We start from the raw sequence: 16,409 nt of genomic DNA, 5'->3' as shown, positions 1-16,409 counted from the left end.
ATACAAAAGGAGAGATGCCTGTATGGCAGGATTCAAAGAAGTCAGTCCCGAAAATTTTGCGCAAAGCCCCTTTAAGCTGATCGGCAAAGACTGGATGCTGGTTACGGCTGAAAAAGAGGGGAAAGTTAATACAATGACTGCTTCCTGGGGCGGTTTTGGCGTTATGTGGGCCAAAAATGTTGCTTTTGTTGTCATTCGTCCCCAGCGCTATACCAAGGAGTTTGTCGATCATTCCGCGGCCTTCTCACTGTCATTTTTGGATGAAAGCTTCAGAAATACCTTAAGCTATCTGGGAACAAAGTCCGGCCGGGATGAGGATAAGGTTGCCAAATCAAACCTAACCGTTGGCCATAACGACGGTACGCCTTATTTTGAAGAAGCACAGGTCGCTGTTTTTTGTAAAAAGCTGTATGCCCAGGAGTATAAACCGGAATGCTTTATTGCTCAGGAGCTAAACGGGCAATGGTATCCTGAATCTGATCATCACACGATGTATATTGCCGAAATCACCAAAATTCTGGTTAGAGAGCACTAGTACCTTACCAACTCTAATTCAGTGAATACTAGCGGTCTATTTTCCGTCAGGCTTCGTTGTCGTCAGTCGGCATACGGTCCGGTATGCCTCCCTCCTCCGCCTTGCCTGACGAAAAATATCCTCGCCATTATTCTAACCGTTTTAGAGTTGGCAAGGTACTGGAAACGCATCCCCCGCCTCGCGAGTTGACCGAGGCGGGGGATTTTTGCTGTGATAAAGCAGCGGGCTATAAAGTGAGGGTCATATCAAACCATTGAGCGCCGCCATGCGTAGATCCGGACAGTCCGTTGTTGATGTAGCCGAAAGTCTCATAATAATGAACCAGCCGGTTTTTGCAGGTCAAAATCAGGCTTTTTCTGCCGGACGCTTTTGCCAGTTGAATAAAATGATTCATTAACTGCGCAGCAATGCCGCGTTTGCGGTATTCAGGCAGGACGGCCAGGCCGAAAACGGTTAAATTGGCCCCTGTCGCCAGGTGATGCCTGGCACTGTGGAAAAGCTCGTCATAGATCACCGGGCTGTTGGTTGCGCAGCCATTGATGAAGCCGATTAACTTTCCGTCCGTTTCCGCAACAATAAAGGAGTCGGGAAATGCACGAATCCGCTCTTGGAATGATTCAGGTGAAGCTGCTTCGTTTACAGGAAAACAGGCGGCCTCTATTTTGGCCACCTGCTCCAAGTCTTCAGGGCGGACAGCTCTAAGGATGATATCGGACATAATGTTTTTCCTCTCTAATTCCAGCATGACTGACGCCAAGCAGACTTTATCAATACCGGCAGCAGCCGGTATTGTCAGAACGCATATATTTTACTACTCTATTATACACCTTTACAGCGGTTTTTTGCCATGACTTGCCGGCAGACAAGCGAAACTGAATCTTGCTTTATCCGTCTGGCGGATGGTTATCCGGCGCGTATGAAGGCAGCCATGGTCGCCTTTTGCTACCGGGTTGAATATATTACCACTGTGGGGACTTTTTTAGTGGAGTGATTTTAATGGGACATTATGTTGAAGTCGAAGCCAATGTTAAGATTTATGTGGAAGATCTTAATCCGGACGGCGGTAAAACAATTTTCTTTGTTCACGGCTGGCCGGCAAACCATAAAATGTTTGAATATCAGTTTAATCAGCTTCCACGGCTGGGCTACCGTTGTATCGGCATTGACATGAGAGGCTTCGGTCAATCCTCCAAACCCTGGCGCGGTTATGACTATGACCGGTCGGCCGACGATATCCGCTGTGTAATTGAGGCGCTTCAGTTAGAAAATATTATTCTTTGCGGACATTCCACAGGCGGAGCGATTGCCATCCGGTACATGGCCCGCCACCGGGAGTACCGGGTTGCCAAGCTGGCGCTGTTTGCGGCTGCGGCTCCCAGTCTGATTCAACGTCCTGATTTTCCTCATGGTTTAACAAAAGAAGCGGTAAAAACAATAATCCGGCAAACCAGCAACGATCGTCCCGCTATGCTGCGAAGCTTTGGCGACATGTTTTTCTTTCAGTACGTGACGCCGGCCTTTTCCGACTGGTTTTTTCAGTTGGGGTTGGAAGCAGCTGGCTGGTCGACCATTGCAGTTTCAAATTCCTGGTTGAAAGAAGAGCTGTTTTCGGATCTTGGCGCAATTAGTGCGCCAACCTTAATTCTTCACGGCATTCATGACCGGATCTGCCTGTTTCCGTTGGCTGTTGCCCAGAATGAAGGCATTCGGAATTCCAGACTGGTGCCGTTTAAATTTAGCGGTCATGGATTATTTTATGAACAGCGTGATAAATTCAATCAAGAATTGACGCGGTTTATTGAAGGATGACCTGCCGGCAAAGCTGATGCGGCTGTTGACTGATTCATTGGTTGACCAATGAATCAGTTTTTTAGTGCGCTCAGTAACGATTGCCGTAAGTCCCGGGGCAGTTATTTGTTTAAGGGTTATGCTATGCAGCCATTCGCAAATTGGTGCGGATGTTATATAATAATAGTGACGCAACAGATGACCGGAGTTCTGTACGCGCCGGATCAACAAATCGGAATGAGCCGCCAAATCGTCAAGAAAGAGGTAATCGCTATGATAACAATTACGGAAGAGATTTCACGAAGTGTTGAGGATTTTAAAGACAAGCTGCGGCAGTATCAGGATGGCAAGCTGGACAATCTAAAAGCATACAGCTCTATCATGGGAATCTATAAAGAAGGACCTAAGCCTACGTATATGGTGCGATCCAGAATAGCGGGCGGAGTGACGACCGTACGTCAGCTTAAAGGGATCAGTGCGATAGCGCAAAAGTACGGGATTAAGATAAGATTTACAACCAGGCAGGACATCCAGTTTCATTCAGTGAGCATCGCGGATTTAGGCAATGTGCTGGATGATTTGTTACATTGCGGGCTGACCACCAGAGGCGCGGGTGGAGACGGCGTGCGAAACGTCGCCTGTTCACCCTTGTCAGGCGTAGCGCGGGACGAAGCTTTTGATGTGACGCCCTATATGGAGAAAGTAACGAATCATATGATGCAGGCTGCAGACAGCCTCAAACTGCCCCGGAAGTATAAAATCGCTTTTTCCAACAATGCGGAGGATACCGCCAATGCGACGGTAACAGATATCGGCTTTATCGCTAAAATCGTTAACGGACAAAGAGGGTTTGCAGTATACGGCGGAGGCGGGCTTGGCGGTAATGCCAGGCTGGCCTTAAAACTGGAAGACTTTATTGCCGATACGGATGCATTATACTATGTACAGGCAATGAAGCAGGTTTTTGCCAGGGAAGGAGACCGTTCGAACAGACATAAGGCCAGATTAAGGTATGTTGTGCAGCGATTAGGCGAAGAAGAGTTCAGCAAAGTGCTCCGTAAAGAGCTTGACCAATTGCGTAATTCCGGTCAGGAACTGAAACTTAGTATCCAGCCGTCCAAAAGCGATTTGGCGCATACTCAGGGCAAATCCAGCTTTCCCTGGGAAGAAAAATATCAAAATATTGTGGTTCCGCAAAAACAGGCCGGCTTCTATTCGGTATATATCCATCCCCGCCAGGCGGCAATTGATCCCGGTGAGCTGGACCGGCTGCTGAATTTTCTGAGCGGTTTGGACAATGAGCCGACAATCAGGCTGACTTTAACCCAGGGATTTTTTGTTCGCGACCTCAGGGAAGAAGCTGTGGAAGCTTTACTGGCGCTGGTCGCCGGCTTTTCGTCCCTGTATAATATCGGAAATTCGGTTGCCTGCGTCGGCCCGACAATTTGCAATTTTGGTATCAATGACTCTCAGGAACTGCTAAGAGATATTCTTGCCGCCTTTACGCCCGCGGCTGAGGCGGTCAAAGAGGCGCTGCCAAGAGTGCTTGTTTCGGGCTGTCCCAATTCCTGCGGGCAGCATCAAAAAGGGCTGATTGGCTTTACCGGCCGGAGAAGCCGCGGACCTAATGGGGTTATTCCTACCTACGCTGTCTCGTTTAATGGAAAAGTCGGCCCGGGCAGCGCAAGATTCGGTGATGTTTACGGGGAAATCGCCGCTGAAAAAATAGCCGGTTTTTTGATAGACTTAGCTGCTCTGAAGATAAAATCAGGCCATACTGACTTTGAGCAGTTTATCGAAACGCAGGAGCAGGAAGTCAAAGAACTGGTTCTTAATTATTCGGTCAATCGCGCCGCCAATTAAATAGGGAAAATGACAGATAAACAAAGCCTCCGGATGCAGCGGTAATCCGGAGGCTTTGTTTATTGCATGGTCCGCTTTGCAGGCGGTGGAGATACCCCTCGCAGGGAGGGCTTCAGGCTAGGCGGCGACTTAGGTAGTCCCGGCCCCAGATGCTGATAGCCTGTAATACCGGAATGAAGCTTTGTCCTGTTTCGGTTAAGGAATACTCAACTTTGGGCGGAACTTCTTTATATACTTCGCGATGAACCAAACCGTCCCGCTCCAGTTCCCGCAATTGCCGGGTCAGTATTCCCTGTGAAATTTCGGTCAATTGCTTTTGCAGCTCATGAAATCTTTTGGTTCCCTGGCTTAGTTTCCATAAAATTGGCAGCTTCCATTTGCCGGCGATGATGTTTTGAGCAACCACCAAAGGGCAGGTTCCTTCATGACAGACTGATTTTGCCATCGTTTGTATCCTTTCAATAGTACTATTTTTAATAGTATATATTAAAAATGTGCGTACTTGCAATAAATGATATATAGGGGTACTATTTTGGCAAAGGTAAAAAATAGCAGAGAGGTGTGGTTATGGATTTTTTTGAGGTAATTCGCAACCGGAGATCAATCCGCAGGTTTAAGTCTGATCCTGTTCCCAGAGCGGAGATGCTCAAAATACTGGATGCCGCCAACTGGGCTCCGTCGGCCTTAAACTTACAGCCGTGGGAATTTCTGGTTGTGTCCGGGGCTAAGAAAAATATGCTGGGCAGTAACTATGGGAAGATTGCTGAGGATTATACGAAGGACTGGGATATAGCGCCAGATAAAAAAGGGTTTATGGCACGGCAGGAGTTTATTCAATTTGCCAACGTTTATGGCGGCGCACCGGTTGTAGTCGTTGTGTTAATTGAGGCCCATAAAGAGCCCCGGTATCAAAAAGCTTTTTTAGAAAGCGCCAGTGCGGCAATGGAAAACATGCTTTTGGCTGCAACGGCCTTGGGGTTAGGCGGTTGCTGGATGACCGGCCCTTTAGCCGGCGAAAGTTATTTGCGCGAAATATTGTCTATTCCTGACAACCGGGAAATAGTTGCAATTAGCCCTGTGGGATACCCTTTGGCCGTTCCCGAGGCCCGGCCGCGCCTGGACCCGGATTTGACGCGCAAGGTCAGCTGGCTTGAGTAAGTGAAAAAAAGATTGTTCGCGGCAAAGACGTCCACCCGTTATTTACATATTTGACGCACAAGCGCCATTCAGGGGGGGATCTACGCCATCCTACCGGCGAAAAACTGCAAGGCGTGTTACAGGAGAAATTCCCGGAAATTCTTCAAGACGATGAGATTAAAAATTAGCTTGCTCCGGTGACCAAGGAAACAGCCGCTGTTTCTCTGTTGACGAGAAATAGCGGCTGTTCCTTGCTGCTGTTTTATTTGAATTCTTTTGCCAGCTGCTGGAATGCGGGGATGGAATTTTTAATTGTTTGAAAATCAATACAATAGGCGACTCTGAAATAGCCGGGGCAGCCAAATCCGGTGCCGGGTACGAGCAGGAGGTTGTAGTTCAGCGCCCGTTTGGTAAACTCCACATCATCGGGAATGAGCGATTGGGGGAAGAGATAAAATGCGCCCCGGGGCTTTATGCACGAATAGCCTGATTCAATCAGGCTGTTATACAGAAAATCCCGTCTTCTCTGATATTCCTGAGTATCGACTGCAGCGTCCAGGGAATCGCCGATGATTTTTTGGAACATCGCCGGAGCATTGACAAAGCCAAGGGTGCGATGGGCAAAAATCAGGCCGTTGACAAATAAATCCACATCCTTGATCAACGGGTTTACGGCAATATAGCCAATCCGTTCGCCGGGAATCGCCAGTGACTTACTATAGGAATTTACGATGACGGAATGGACGAACAGGCTTAATATTGGCGGAACCTGAGCGTCGTCATAGACGATTTTACTGTAAGGCTCATCGGAGATAACCAGTATTTCAGTGTTAAATTCTCTTTCCTTGGCCGCTAACAAGGATGCCAGTTGCGTTAAGGCTTCCTCGCTGTAAACGACGCCGGTTGGGTTATTGGGTGAATTAAGTATAATCGCTTTGCACTTCGGGGATATGCGGGCTTGCAAGGCCTCCAGCGAAGGTTCAAAGGTTTGGGCATCGGTTGGAACAATGACGGGTTTGCCGCCATGATTTTCAATATAAAATAAATATTCAACAAAGTACGGCGCTAAAACAATCACTTCATCGCCGGGATTTAAAATGGCTTTTAATACAACGTTCAAGCCGCCGGCGGCGCCGGATGTCATGATGATATGCTGTTGCTTGAGCCCAACGCCGCTTTCTGTGCTGACTTGCCGGGCGATGTTTTCCCGTACGCCGGGATAACCGGCATTGCTCATGTAGCGATGCATTCCGGTTTCATTACTGGTCGCATATTTTCTCAGAGCGGTTTTTACTTCGGTGGGAGGCTCGTAATCCGGATTTCCCAGGCTAAAGTCATATACTTTGTCTGCGCCGTGAAGCTTACGGAGCCGTTCTCCCTCCTCAAACATGGCGCGAATCCACGAGGATTTTACTATTTTGTCCGAAATATTTTGTGAAAGCATGACTTTCCTCCTGTTAAAGAACTCAATTTAGCTGGAACAAATGCAATATAACGAAAGAGGACGTTTATCCTTTGGGTAAAGCATGGCATATCATCAGTTTACAGCATACGGCAGGCTTAATCAACTTAAAAGTTGCCAAATACTCCTCTTTGACAGCCGTTGCTTCGGCCGGTATTCTGCCGGTCAGCAGGGCGTCGATACCTCACGGCCAAAGATAACATCGCTGATCGAGCCGCAAGCAGTCGAGCAAGCTTGATCCGCCCGCCAGCTCGAGCAGACCGGCGAGGGATATCCTGGCAATGGCCAGGGCATTGCTGGCGCCGACCTTTTGATAGTAGAAGTTGTCAAGCTGTTTTGCTGATGGCTCCATTGGCCTGCCTCCTATTCAATCGTTTGCCGGCGGTCAGTGGCCGCCGGGCTGCTTTTTTCCGGCGGAAAATAACAGCAGGTCGCGATACTGAGCAGGCGTGTCGGCGTCCAGGGAACAGCCTAAATCATCCACCGGCACAAAAACCGTTTGTTCCTGAAAGAGCTGCAGCGCTACCTGCAAGCCGCCGTCCTGCCGGAAGGAGAGGAGCGCGTCGAAGCAGCTTTGATGAACGAGCGGCGGATGCTTAGGCCTGCCGTTCAGCGTGGGAACTGCTACCTTGTAGCGGCCTGTTTCCATTTCAGCTTGCAGCAGTTTAAAGGTATTTTTACCGACCAGCGGGATATCTCCCGGCAGGATAAAGGCCGCCGCCGCGCCAGCAAGGCGGCCAATTCCTGTCCGGACTGACTCCATCATATCTCCGTGCCGGTAATTAGGGTTGTGGACGACTTGTATGCGAGGATCGCCTTTCCGGGCAAATACTGCTTCAATTTCCTCGCCCCGGTATCCGGCTACCACCACCACCGTTGGGACATCGGCCTGCAGCATGCTGTCCACTGTGGACTCGATCATTGTTTTACCGTTTATGGGAAGCAACGGTTTGAATTCGCCCATCCGTTTTGACAATCCGGCTGCAACGACAAGCCCGGCATAGGGTGTTTTTTGTTCCACAGGACACTTCCTTTCTAATGAAAAACGGGCGGCTGCGTTTATGCCCTACAGGCCTGCAGCAATCGTGCTATTTTTTGTTAACAAGAACATGCACCATCTGTTTCTCTCCCGGCCTGACCTTGATTCGCAGGCAACAAATTGTCCGGGTAATTATGAGAAAATTCTATCATCAGAATAGCAGTCTAAATAATATTTGTCAATTCAGAAGATCATTTTTGGGCCGGGAATTTTTAAGTCATTGGCAGCCGGCAGCTGACCGGGCGCTGCGGTAAGGCTTAAGCGGCAATTTGCCCTGCCACCGCTAATATCGCCGGCCATCAGTCATATTTATGCTAAGCGCCGGGAAAACTTTCGTTAAGAAACAAACGCCGGGGAAAGGGCAGCGCAAGCTGGCGGGCAGCTGTAGGGGGAAAAAGGAATTTTTTAAAAAACATCACATATATAATAAAAAAATATTACCAGGAGAGGGAGACGTGCTATAATTAAACTGCAGTATTATCACAACAGAGGAGGACAAAGAAGATGAGTTTAAGAAGAGTTGAGGCGAAAAACGCGCCGGCGGCTGTGGGACCCTATTGTCATGCGGTGCTGGCGGGCGATATCCTGTATACCTCGGGGCAGCTCGGTCTTGATCCGGTTACCGGCGAGCTGCCTGAAGGCGTAGAACGGCAGGCGGAGCAGGCGTTGGAAAATTTGCATGCCGTGTTGGCGGAGGCCGGCCTGGATTTTGTGAATGTGGTGAAGACAACGGTATTTTTAGCTGATATGGGGGATTTCCCGGCGGTTAACGGGATTTACGCGCGCTTTTTTGCCGAAGGCGTTCCGGCGCGTTCCTGCGTGCAGGTTGCCGCACTGCCCAAGGGCGGTTTAGTGGAAATTGAAGCTGTCGCGGTTAAATTGCCCTAACCGATAAAAATTTATTATTAAATTCTCCGGGGCTTCGCTGTCTAGCTGAAATTAACACCGTAACTACCCGGCATTGCCGGAGAATTAATTATAATTATTATCGGGATTTTTTGAATAGTTTTATTTATGCTGCTCAAAGCTGGCTGGCGAAAGGCGGTAAATCAATCTGGTCATGAAATAATGGCGGGGCATTGACTGGTGTTTGTAAACTAGGCAAAGGGACGGTTATTTGTTGATGCGTAATCAAATCAAGATCCTCAAAGGCAATATTGCTTTCACACCGGTTTTCGGCCAGCTGGAAATTCTGGCAAACAGTTTTATCGTCATTGAAGGGAGAACAGTAAAAGGCGCTTTTACCGGTGAACTGCCGGCAAAATATCACGGTATAACTGTGACTGATTATGGTGAGGCCCTGATTATTCCCGGCTTTGTTGATCTGCACGCTCATGCGCCGCAGTTTGTCAACCGGGGTCTGGGGCTTGACGATGAACTGCTGCCCTGGCTGGAAAAATATACGTTTCCGGAGGAAGCAAAATTCAGCGATCCGGCTTATGCTGAACAGGTTTATCAACAGTTTGTGACAGAGCTGTGGAAATGGGGAACAACCCGGTCGGTATTGTTTGGCACCATTCATAAGGAGGCCACGACCAGGTTAATGGAGCTGCTGGCTGCGGCAGGGCTTGGCGGCTATGTCGGCAAAGTCAATATGGATAGAAACGCCCCGGCTTCTTTACGGGAGACAACGGAACAGTCGCTGGCCGATACCGAGGAGTTTATTCAACAGACCCAGGGCAGATATGAATTGGTAAAGCCAATCATCACGCCCAGGTTCGCGCCGTCCTGCACACCCGGTCTGATGACCGGCCTTGCCGCGCTGGCCCGCAAGTACAATACGCCGGTTCAGTCCCATTTGGCCGAGAATACGGATGAAGTTGCGCTGGTGAAAGCGTTGCATCCCGAATGCCGGAATTATGCCGGGGTCTATGATTCATTCGGTTTATTCGGCCAGCAGCCGACGATTATGGCTCATTGTGTGTATAACGATGCTTCCGAAATTGGGCTGATGGCTCAAAACAATGTTTATGTTGCTCATTGCCCTTATTCCAATAACAATTTAGCCAGCGGGATAGCTCCCGTCCGGAATTTGATTAACCGGCAAGTGCCGGTGGGGCTGGCTTCCGATATTGCCGGCGGACATGAAATATTCATTGCCAGGGTTGCCGCCATGGCGGTGCAGGTTTCGAAGCTGAAGTGGCTGGAAACGGCTAAGCGGGAACCTTTCTTTACCATACCGGAGGCTTTTTATCTGGCGACCAAGGGCGGCGGAAGCTTTTTTGGCAAGGTGGGAAGCTTTGAACCCGGTTATGAGTTCGATGCGCTCATTATTGACGACAGCCCGCCGGGGCGTCCGGGGATCCGGCAATATTCCGTGGAAGAACGGCTGAATAGATTCATTTATCTGGGGGATGACGCCAGCATTGCCGCCCGGTATGTGGCCGGCAAAAAAATTGAGCAGCCTAAGTTTAGCGCTGACAACGGCTGAAGCGGCGGGGTAAATAACCGCGCTCCACACAGGCTTAAGCTGACGCTGTCCGAATAACAACAAGAAAAGAGGCAATGCTTTGCATGCAAGTTTAACGATGTATTTGCCGCTGGTCGACTTTATTGCCGAAAGTATGGGCGAAAATACAGAGGTAGTCCTGCACGACCTTACTACCCTGAATCAGTCGGTGGTTTACATTCGCAATGGACACATCAGCGGCCGAAGCGTGGGATCGCCAATTACCGATTTTTCTTTGAAAGTGCTGAAAGATGCGGCTTTCCGGAACATACCTTATGTGGTCAACTATCCGTCAGTGGCCCAAAACGGCCATCTGCTCAAATCCGCTACTTTATTTATTAAAGACGCAGCGGGTGAGCCTGTGGGAATGCTGTGCATTAACAGCGACCATCAGGAACTGCTGGCCGCGCGGGATACTCTGGCCCGGCTCATTGTCCGGCTGAACATACCCAACCAGACCACCGCCGTTTTGGAAAATTTCACCATGAATGTGCAGGAACTGGTGGAAAACAGCATCAAGCGCATTTGCCCTGCTATTGAGACTGCCGCCGAAAAAATGAATCAGAAGGAAAAAATTGAAATTGTGGAACAGCTCAATGAGCAGGGCCTGTTTATGGTGAAAGGGGCTGTCGGGCATGCCGCGCGGTGGCTCAGGGTTTCGATACCATCGATGTACCGGTACCTGAATGCTATTGAAAATAAAAAAAATGAGTAGGCCGGGTTTGCGGCGGGCGAACCTTGTTCAGCTTAGCGCTCGGCGCCGATGTAGCTGTATAGCGTATATTTGAAGATGCCGAAGTATTTGGCTACTTTATCCCCGGATTTGGTGACCAGAAAAGCGCCGGAATCATTCAGGAGCTGGTGATATCGTAGTTAATAGAGAAAATACCCGCAACTTCTCCGGCGCCGTCCGGATATAGATTGTGCTGGATTTTAAAATTCTGCCATCCTGCGTACGGGTCAGGTAATTTAAATGGTCATCCAGTCTGGGGGATTTTCTTTCAGTGCTTCCAACACTTCATGAGAGGGGCCGTCGCCTGCTTTCCGGGACGTAACATGACCATTCTCGATGATCACAATGGAATTGTCTATGGAGCGCCTGCTTAAATCGTGCACCACAATCTCGCAATTGTTGCCAAACTGCCGGGCTATGCCCCGGGCCAGCTGGGCCAATAGATTGAGTGTTGACGGTTTGAACATGGGTCAATGTTTTTGAACTTTTTTTCATGTATTGATTTTTAAAATGTCCGTGATAAGCTATAAGCGTAGCTATGATCCAGGCAACAGGCAAGTCTGGTTTTGGGGGCAATAGAATACGTTTTGGCTGTAAGGGACTGCTTCGCGCACGGGCTATATGTTTCTGAGTTAAAGCAGCTGTCAGGCCGGAGCTATTGCCATACAAAAACAGCGATCCATTGATCGCTGTTTTTGTATGGGGATTTTCATTGATGAACAAACTGTATTTGGCAAATGCTAAAAGTGGCCGATACGTATATACTTATGGTAGGAACAGTTCTGAATTGCAGAATAAAAGCCGGAAAATTTAGCGTTTTGCACTCTGCTAAGCCGGGGAAAGGGGGTATGGCCGTGGAAATCAAACATCCTGAATGGCTGCAGCTTGAAACAGATGATATAACCTTGTACGGCTACAATCAAGAGTGGTATCGGACTTCTTTTCAAAGGACCAGAGGCTGCGGCCCGACAGCCGCTTCGATGCTGCTTTTGTATCTTAATCAACGCACAGCGGCGGCTCTGCCTTATAAGAGCGGTAGTATTGTATCGATAACGAAAGTCCTGGAGGACGTATGGCGTTTTGTTACTCCCGGCTGGCTGCTGGGACTTAACAGCACGAAGAAATTCTGCACGGGCGTGGAGGCGCTGCTCGGGCATTATGGATTGGACTGGCATTGCAGGCGAATGAGTGTTGCTGCAGTCAGGTACAAACGGGCGCCACTGGCCCAAGTGGTAAAATTCATAGAAGCCGGTATGGCAGCCGATTGCCCGGTTGCATTTTTGAATTTGCACAAAGGTCAGGTCGACGCTATGGAAAGCTGGCACTGGACCGTGCTTGTAGCTTTGGTTTATGAGGAAAGCCGGCAGCGTTATCTGGCCACCTGTTATGACGGCGGCCGGGAAATTCGCTTTGATTTAGGCCTTTGGCTGGAAACTACCAGGTTTGGCGGGGGCTTTGCCTATATCGCCGCGCCGTCTTTGCAGCACCGGCTGTAGTGATGTATGTCCCGTTCAGATTTCAGGAATGACAACAGGGCAGCTCAGGCCCAATCAGCATTTTAAAATTTTGTTATAAAACCCAGTGAAACTCCGTGGGCCTCATAAGAAGGATTGTTCGTTCTTAAACCATTGGAAACATGCATCCGCGTGTACCCGATACTTAAGGAAGAGATCTCGTTGATTTTATAAATGAATTTCGGCCCGATCCGCCACATGAAATTATAATATTCTCCTCCGGCTGGAAATCTCTTGTTATATATGATAAGACCGCCGCTAATATCGAATGCTGCCGACAGCTTGGCAGAGTAGTGTTTTCCAAAACGAAGCATATAAGCTGGCCCAATGCCGACTGCGGAGCTGTTTTTATTCTGATTCTTCCAAGTGATATCTCCCCTCGGCCGCGTGATTGTAATACCTCTATACATAGACCTATTTGGGGTTTCAATAAATTTCTCAAATAGGTGCAGGGACATTGTGTCAAGATTGCGGTCACTTCTCATTGTTGGCCTCAAGTGGTCCCACTCCAGCTTAATCTGAGAGGAGGCCGCATGGCAATATGACTTTCCCGGCAGGCAGATAAGCAAAAAATTGATGAAAATGATTAAGTAAATAAATCTACGCACAATACCATGCTCCTTTTTTTAGGCAACCTATTCTTGCTATTGTATTTGATTAACCTTCTTCAAAGATTATATAAAAATAATTTGCATCTTATTCTTGTCATGGTCAGTTTTCTATTTCACCTTCCTAGCGGAGCAGCAACCCTGCTTTGCCTGAAACAACCTGGCGTAATGAGACAATCCGGGTATCCTTGTTTTTTGTTACCAGAACATTATATATTAAAAAAATGGTTTTTGACAACTTCGCCTTATCTTACAGTTCTTTGCCCGCACTGTCGCGGTGTCGTCAGCTTATCGGCGATCTGCTCGGCTCCTCCGCCTCGCAGTTGCTATGATGGCGGCCGGGACGTTTTGATTTAGCCTTTGGCAGGGGCTTTATCTATATCACAGCGCTGCCTTACGTCGGAAAAAGGACCAGGGAAGGGGTTCCAGTCAGGTACTGCAGCAATTGGGCAGTCCATTTTTTACAACGAAAGAAAATGGTACCGGATTGGGGCGCATGAATTGTTCCTGTGGCCAGGGTGAAGTGGCCGATGACGAAGGCTTAGGAAGTGCCTCAGTTATTGAGGCTGAAATAATCGCAGCCCCAATGATAGAAAGCAATTAGCCGATGCGAGTCTTTTAACCATCATGGATAGATGAATTTTTTACGTATTTATAGGGAAAACTTACAGTAGTTGCAGGCTCCTTCAGTTAGGGGATTCGCTCTATACTCAATAGTATTTATAACACTCAACGCGTACACTTGGGTATGCCGTACACAACACTCAACTTCAGCCGTTATGAAACCATTAAAACAATAATAAAAATTAAATCATAGTTGAAGCAGCGTATGCGCACGATAGAGAAGCAATAAGGAGAAAATCCTCTGTTTGTCCCGTTTAAAAGTTTAATTTCACCGCAATAAAGGCAAACTGTACAAATAACTTTTGGGAAGGGGATATGAAAATTTCATCCTCAAGAGAACAGCGAAGACCATTAGGGGTTATGAATTCCATTTCCAGCAACTTCCTCCACTTACGCAATCCCTATGTAATCGCGTGGTGGTCGGCGGCCTTCCCCGGGTTTGCCCATCTCAGTCTGGGAAGCTATTTAACGGGGTTTCTTCTTTTTACTTGGGAGATAACGGTGAATCTTAATGCGAACCTAAATTTGGCTATCCTATATTCCTTTACCGGACGATTCGAGATGGCGAAGGAGATCGTAAACAACAGATGGCTCCTGTTATACGCCCCGGTATTTATCTATTGCATCTGGAATGGCTACCAACTGACGGTTGATTTAAATAAACTCACTATACTGGCGCAGCGGAGCGAGTCCAAAATTGCCCCTGAGAGTATTTCTTACTATGAAATTAATACTCTTGACAGACGCATACCTTGGGTCAGCGTGGCGTGGACATTCTTAACACCCGGACTGGGACATCTTTACACTCATCGAACGCCTACCGCCTTTTTTTTGTTAATCTGGTGGATCGCCGGCTGTTATTTTTCCAATATATTGCAATCCATTCAGTTTACAGCGCTGGGGTTGTTTGACGAGGCGAAGGCAGTCTTAGATCCCCAATGGCTGATATACCTGCCTTCTATATTTGGCTTTGCTTTGTATGACGTGTACGTAAACACGGTAGAGTATAATCGCTTATTTGAGCAGGAACAAGCGAAAATGCTGGAGAAAGAATACCAAGATCCAGCCTTTCAAATGCCATTGCGCGGAGGTAATAAGATGCATGTGGTCGCGTCATTTGAACATTCATTGCATTTAGAATTAGCGGTAACAGATTTGGAGCAAAAAGGTATTGCCCAGAATAGGATATGTGCGATACCGCTAAGTACAATGAAAAAAGAACGGCAACTATTAGATAATATTCATCGGTCTGATGGTGAAAGCATGTTTGATATTCCTACTATCCTGGGAACAATTTTGATGGTGTTCGGCGTGCTTTGGGGCTTCATGTGGAAGTGGGGGCCTATTATTGGGGGATTAATTGGACTGTTCCTTGGAATGGCAGTTGGATTGTTATTTAAGTATTTTCTCTATATACGCAACAGCAGAAATATAATCAAAGGAAAAGTTACCGAGGTGTTTGTTGTCGTTGATTGTAAGCCTGATGAAGTAAAAGTAGTTGAGGATGTATTCGAAAGACATTTAGCAATTGGAATTGGTGTAAAGAAATAAACTGTGGAACTGGGAGGCTATATTAAGATAAACCCGCCCGATTCCGCCGTCCAAATCTTTCAGATGCAACCTTTTTTCACTGAAATGAGAGTGCAGTGGTAGCGGCGCCATATTCTTTAAAGTAATATTAAATACATTAGATTTGCAAACTGTGAGAAAATGTTTTTATGCGGCCAGGAGGTTGGTCGTTTTTTTTTGCTAAATGACTATCATAACAACGGAGACAAGGGGGATATAAAACAATGAGAAAGCTAACTGTCAAGGAAACAGCCTGGTTAAAAATATTTCATCTATTATTTGTGGGTGCCTGGCTTGGTGGACAAATGTCACTTATTCTAATTCAACATATAAAATATAATTTGGCTTTACCTGAACATCAATACGGAATATTAGCATCTGTCAAAGCAATCGACGATATTGTCGTAGTAGGTGGAGCTGTTGGTTGTTTGTTAACAGGGCTAGTTTACTCGCTGGTGACCCCATGGGGATTTTTTAAGTTCCGGTGGGTTGGTGTAAAATGGATTTCTACTATATTGCTAATCTTGTTTGGAACTTTTTTTCTAGGGCCATGGCTTAACGAAATGACGCAGATTTCCGCTAACGAGTATGCGTTGGCATTGATGAACCGACAATATTTATATGATGAAAAAATGAATATGATTTGGGGAAGTCTTCAATTTGGTGTAAATATTTTTTTAGTAATCATCTCTGTACTAAAACCTTGGAAACGACAAAAAAATCAAATGGAACAGCTGATAAAGGCTTGAAATGCTAGGTTTTTCTAGGCTCTTTTTTGAACTTGCAAAAGTTTTTAAATGAGTGATGCCAATGTTCATTACTATGGATCATGGCGCGTGATGAATTTACAAAGAAAATGATAAATTTAGCCGAGTGAACTTGCAATTTCACTCGGCCTATGTTATTATCTTATTAAGCACCATCCCTATAGTGAGCTAGAGATTAATCCAAGTATTTCAGAGTTAAAGTTTTCTGAAGTGGTCAAGTGGTTTAAAATTCTGGATTTTAGGATAGTGTTTTTTGTTTACCATTAATTTATCCTCTCACCAAAAGTATTGGTAAGGACTGTTTGAAACAAGTTTTTTCAG

18 protein-coding genes are annotated in these 16,409 nt (G+C 47.2%); 10 read left to right on the top strand and 8 right to left on the bottom strand.

All coding sequences use genetic code 11. From position 1 onward, the window contains the following. The first annotated feature begins 22 nt into the window (after nucleotides 1-22). Nucleotides 23-535: a flavin reductase family protein gene (locus tag BLR06_RS16420; RefSeq protein ID WP_092074671.1), complete on the top strand. Its 513-nt coding sequence runs from the start codon at nucleotides 23-25 to the stop codon at nucleotides 533-535. A 226-nt stretch (nucleotides 536-761) separates the two neighbouring features. Here BLR06_RS16420 and BLR06_RS16415 read toward each other — a convergent pair whose 3' ends face one another. Continuing rightward, entirely contained in the window at nucleotides 762-1,253 is a 492-nt protein-coding gene (locus BLR06_RS16415; protein ID WP_092074670.1) for a GNAT family N-acetyltransferase, read from the bottom strand. 278 nt (nucleotides 1,254-1,531) lie between these two features. On the opposite strand from BLR06_RS16415, the gene BLR06_RS16410 reads away from it, so the two are divergent. Continuing rightward, a complete protein-coding gene (locus tag BLR06_RS16410; protein ID WP_092074669.1) occupies nucleotides 1,532-2,344 on the top strand; it encodes an alpha/beta fold hydrolase in 813 nt (270 codons plus the stop codon). A 252-nt stretch (nucleotides 2,345-2,596) separates the two neighbouring features. Next, complete coding sequence (locus BLR06_RS16405) at nucleotides 2,597-4,186, top strand: nitrite/sulfite reductase (protein ID WP_092074668.1); 1,590 nt, start codon at nucleotides 2,597-2,599, stop codon at nucleotides 4,184-4,186. A 112-nt stretch (nucleotides 4,187-4,298) separates the two neighbouring features. Here BLR06_RS16405 and BLR06_RS16400 read toward each other — a convergent pair whose 3' ends face one another. Beyond that, nucleotides 4,299-4,631, bottom strand: coding sequence for a winged helix-turn-helix transcriptional regulator (locus tag BLR06_RS16400; RefSeq protein WP_092074667.1), 333 nt, complete (start codon nucleotides 4,629-4,631; stop codon nucleotides 4,299-4,301). 122 nt (nucleotides 4,632-4,753) lie between these two features. Between BLR06_RS16400 and BLR06_RS16395 the strand changes: the two genes are divergently transcribed. Then, nucleotides 4,754-5,344, top strand: a complete 591-nt coding sequence (locus tag BLR06_RS16395; protein ID WP_092074666.1) for a nitroreductase family protein — start codon at nucleotides 4,754-4,756, stop codon at nucleotides 5,342-5,344. A 241-nt stretch (nucleotides 5,345-5,585) separates the two neighbouring features. Here BLR06_RS16395 and BLR06_RS16390 read toward each other — a convergent pair whose 3' ends face one another. From BLR06_RS16390 to BLR06_RS16385, 3 genes are all read right to left on the bottom strand, one after another. After that, a complete protein-coding gene (locus BLR06_RS16390; protein WP_092074665.1) occupies nucleotides 5,586-6,767 on the bottom strand; it encodes a pyridoxal phosphate-dependent aminotransferase in 1,182 nt (393 codons plus the stop codon). A gap of 202 nt (nucleotides 6,768-6,969) precedes the next feature. Continuing rightward, complete coding sequence (locus tag BLR06_RS19605; protein ID WP_173812692.1) at nucleotides 6,970-7,137, bottom strand: hypothetical protein; 168 nt, start codon at nucleotides 7,135-7,137, stop codon at nucleotides 6,970-6,972. A gap of 33 nt (nucleotides 7,138-7,170) precedes the next feature. Next, a complete protein-coding gene (locus BLR06_RS16385; protein ID WP_092074664.1) occupies nucleotides 7,171-7,806 on the bottom strand; it encodes a nucleotidyltransferase family protein in 636 nt (211 codons plus the stop codon). A 522-nt stretch (nucleotides 7,807-8,328) separates the two neighbouring features. On the opposite strand from BLR06_RS16385, the gene BLR06_RS16380 reads away from it, so the two are divergent. From BLR06_RS16380 to BLR06_RS16370, 3 genes are all read left to right on the top strand, one after another. Continuing rightward, complete coding sequence (locus BLR06_RS16380; protein WP_092074663.1) at nucleotides 8,329-8,712, top strand: RidA family protein; 384 nt, start codon at nucleotides 8,329-8,331, stop codon at nucleotides 8,710-8,712. Nucleotides 8,713-8,947: 235 nt separating this feature from the next. Beyond that, nucleotides 8,948-10,255 carry an amidohydrolase family protein gene (locus tag BLR06_RS16375; protein ID WP_092074701.1) on the top strand — a complete coding sequence of 436 codons (1,308 nt, stop codon included), beginning with the start codon at nucleotides 8,948-8,950 and terminating at the stop codon, nucleotides 10,253-10,255. A 79-nt stretch (nucleotides 10,256-10,334) separates the two neighbouring features. Further along, nucleotides 10,335-10,988 carry a helix-turn-helix transcriptional regulator gene (locus tag BLR06_RS16370; RefSeq protein ID WP_217636923.1) on the top strand — a complete coding sequence of 218 codons (654 nt, stop codon included), beginning with the start codon at nucleotides 10,335-10,337 and terminating at the stop codon, nucleotides 10,986-10,988. 32 nt (nucleotides 10,989-11,020) lie between these two features. On the opposite strand, the gene BLR06_RS19825 is transcribed toward BLR06_RS16370, so the two are convergent. After that, complete coding sequence (locus tag BLR06_RS19825) at nucleotides 11,021-11,128, bottom strand: helix-turn-helix domain-containing protein (RefSeq protein WP_217636925.1); 108 nt, start codon at nucleotides 11,126-11,128, stop codon at nucleotides 11,021-11,023. 114 nt (nucleotides 11,129-11,242) lie between these two features. Next, nucleotides 11,243-11,473, bottom strand: coding sequence for a PAS domain-containing protein (locus BLR06_RS19815; RefSeq protein ID WP_217636922.1), 231 nt, complete (start codon nucleotides 11,471-11,473; stop codon nucleotides 11,243-11,245). Nucleotides 11,474-11,860: 387 nt separating this feature from the next. Here BLR06_RS19815 and BLR06_RS16360 point away from each other — a divergent pair, with 387 nt between their 5' ends. After that, nucleotides 11,861-12,502 (top strand): hypothetical protein, encoded by a 642-nt coding sequence (locus BLR06_RS16360; RefSeq protein ID WP_092074662.1) that lies wholly within the window; start codon nucleotides 11,861-11,863, stop codon nucleotides 12,500-12,502. A gap of 62 nt (nucleotides 12,503-12,564) precedes the next feature. Here BLR06_RS16360 and BLR06_RS16355 read toward each other — a convergent pair whose 3' ends face one another. Further along, on the bottom strand, nucleotides 12,565-13,128 hold the full coding sequence (locus BLR06_RS16355) for an acyloxyacyl hydrolase (RefSeq protein WP_092074661.1): 564 nt from the start codon (nucleotides 13,126-13,128) through the stop codon (nucleotides 12,565-12,567). A gap of 984 nt (nucleotides 13,129-14,112) precedes the next feature. On the opposite strand from BLR06_RS16355, the gene BLR06_RS20110 reads away from it, so the two are divergent. Both BLR06_RS20110 and BLR06_RS16340 read left to right on the top strand, forming a co-directional pair. Next, nucleotides 14,113-15,303, top strand: coding sequence for a hypothetical protein (locus BLR06_RS20110; RefSeq protein WP_245698197.1), 1,191 nt, complete (start codon nucleotides 14,113-14,115; stop codon nucleotides 15,301-15,303). Between the two features lie 242 nt (nucleotides 15,304-15,545). Then, nucleotides 15,546-16,070 (top strand): hypothetical protein, encoded by a 525-nt coding sequence (locus BLR06_RS16340; RefSeq protein ID WP_092074660.1) that lies wholly within the window; start codon nucleotides 15,546-15,548, stop codon nucleotides 16,068-16,070. Nucleotides 16,071-16,409: the final 339 nt, after the last annotated feature.

The organism is Dendrosporobacter quercicolus (assembly GCF_900104455.1).
GTDB classification, from domain to species: Bacteria; Bacillota; Negativicutes; order DSM-1736; family Dendrosporobacteraceae; genus Dendrosporobacter; species Dendrosporobacter quercicolus.
The sequence above is the reverse complement of the archived record's forward strand: the minus strand, read 5'-3'. Positions and strand labels throughout refer to the sequence as shown.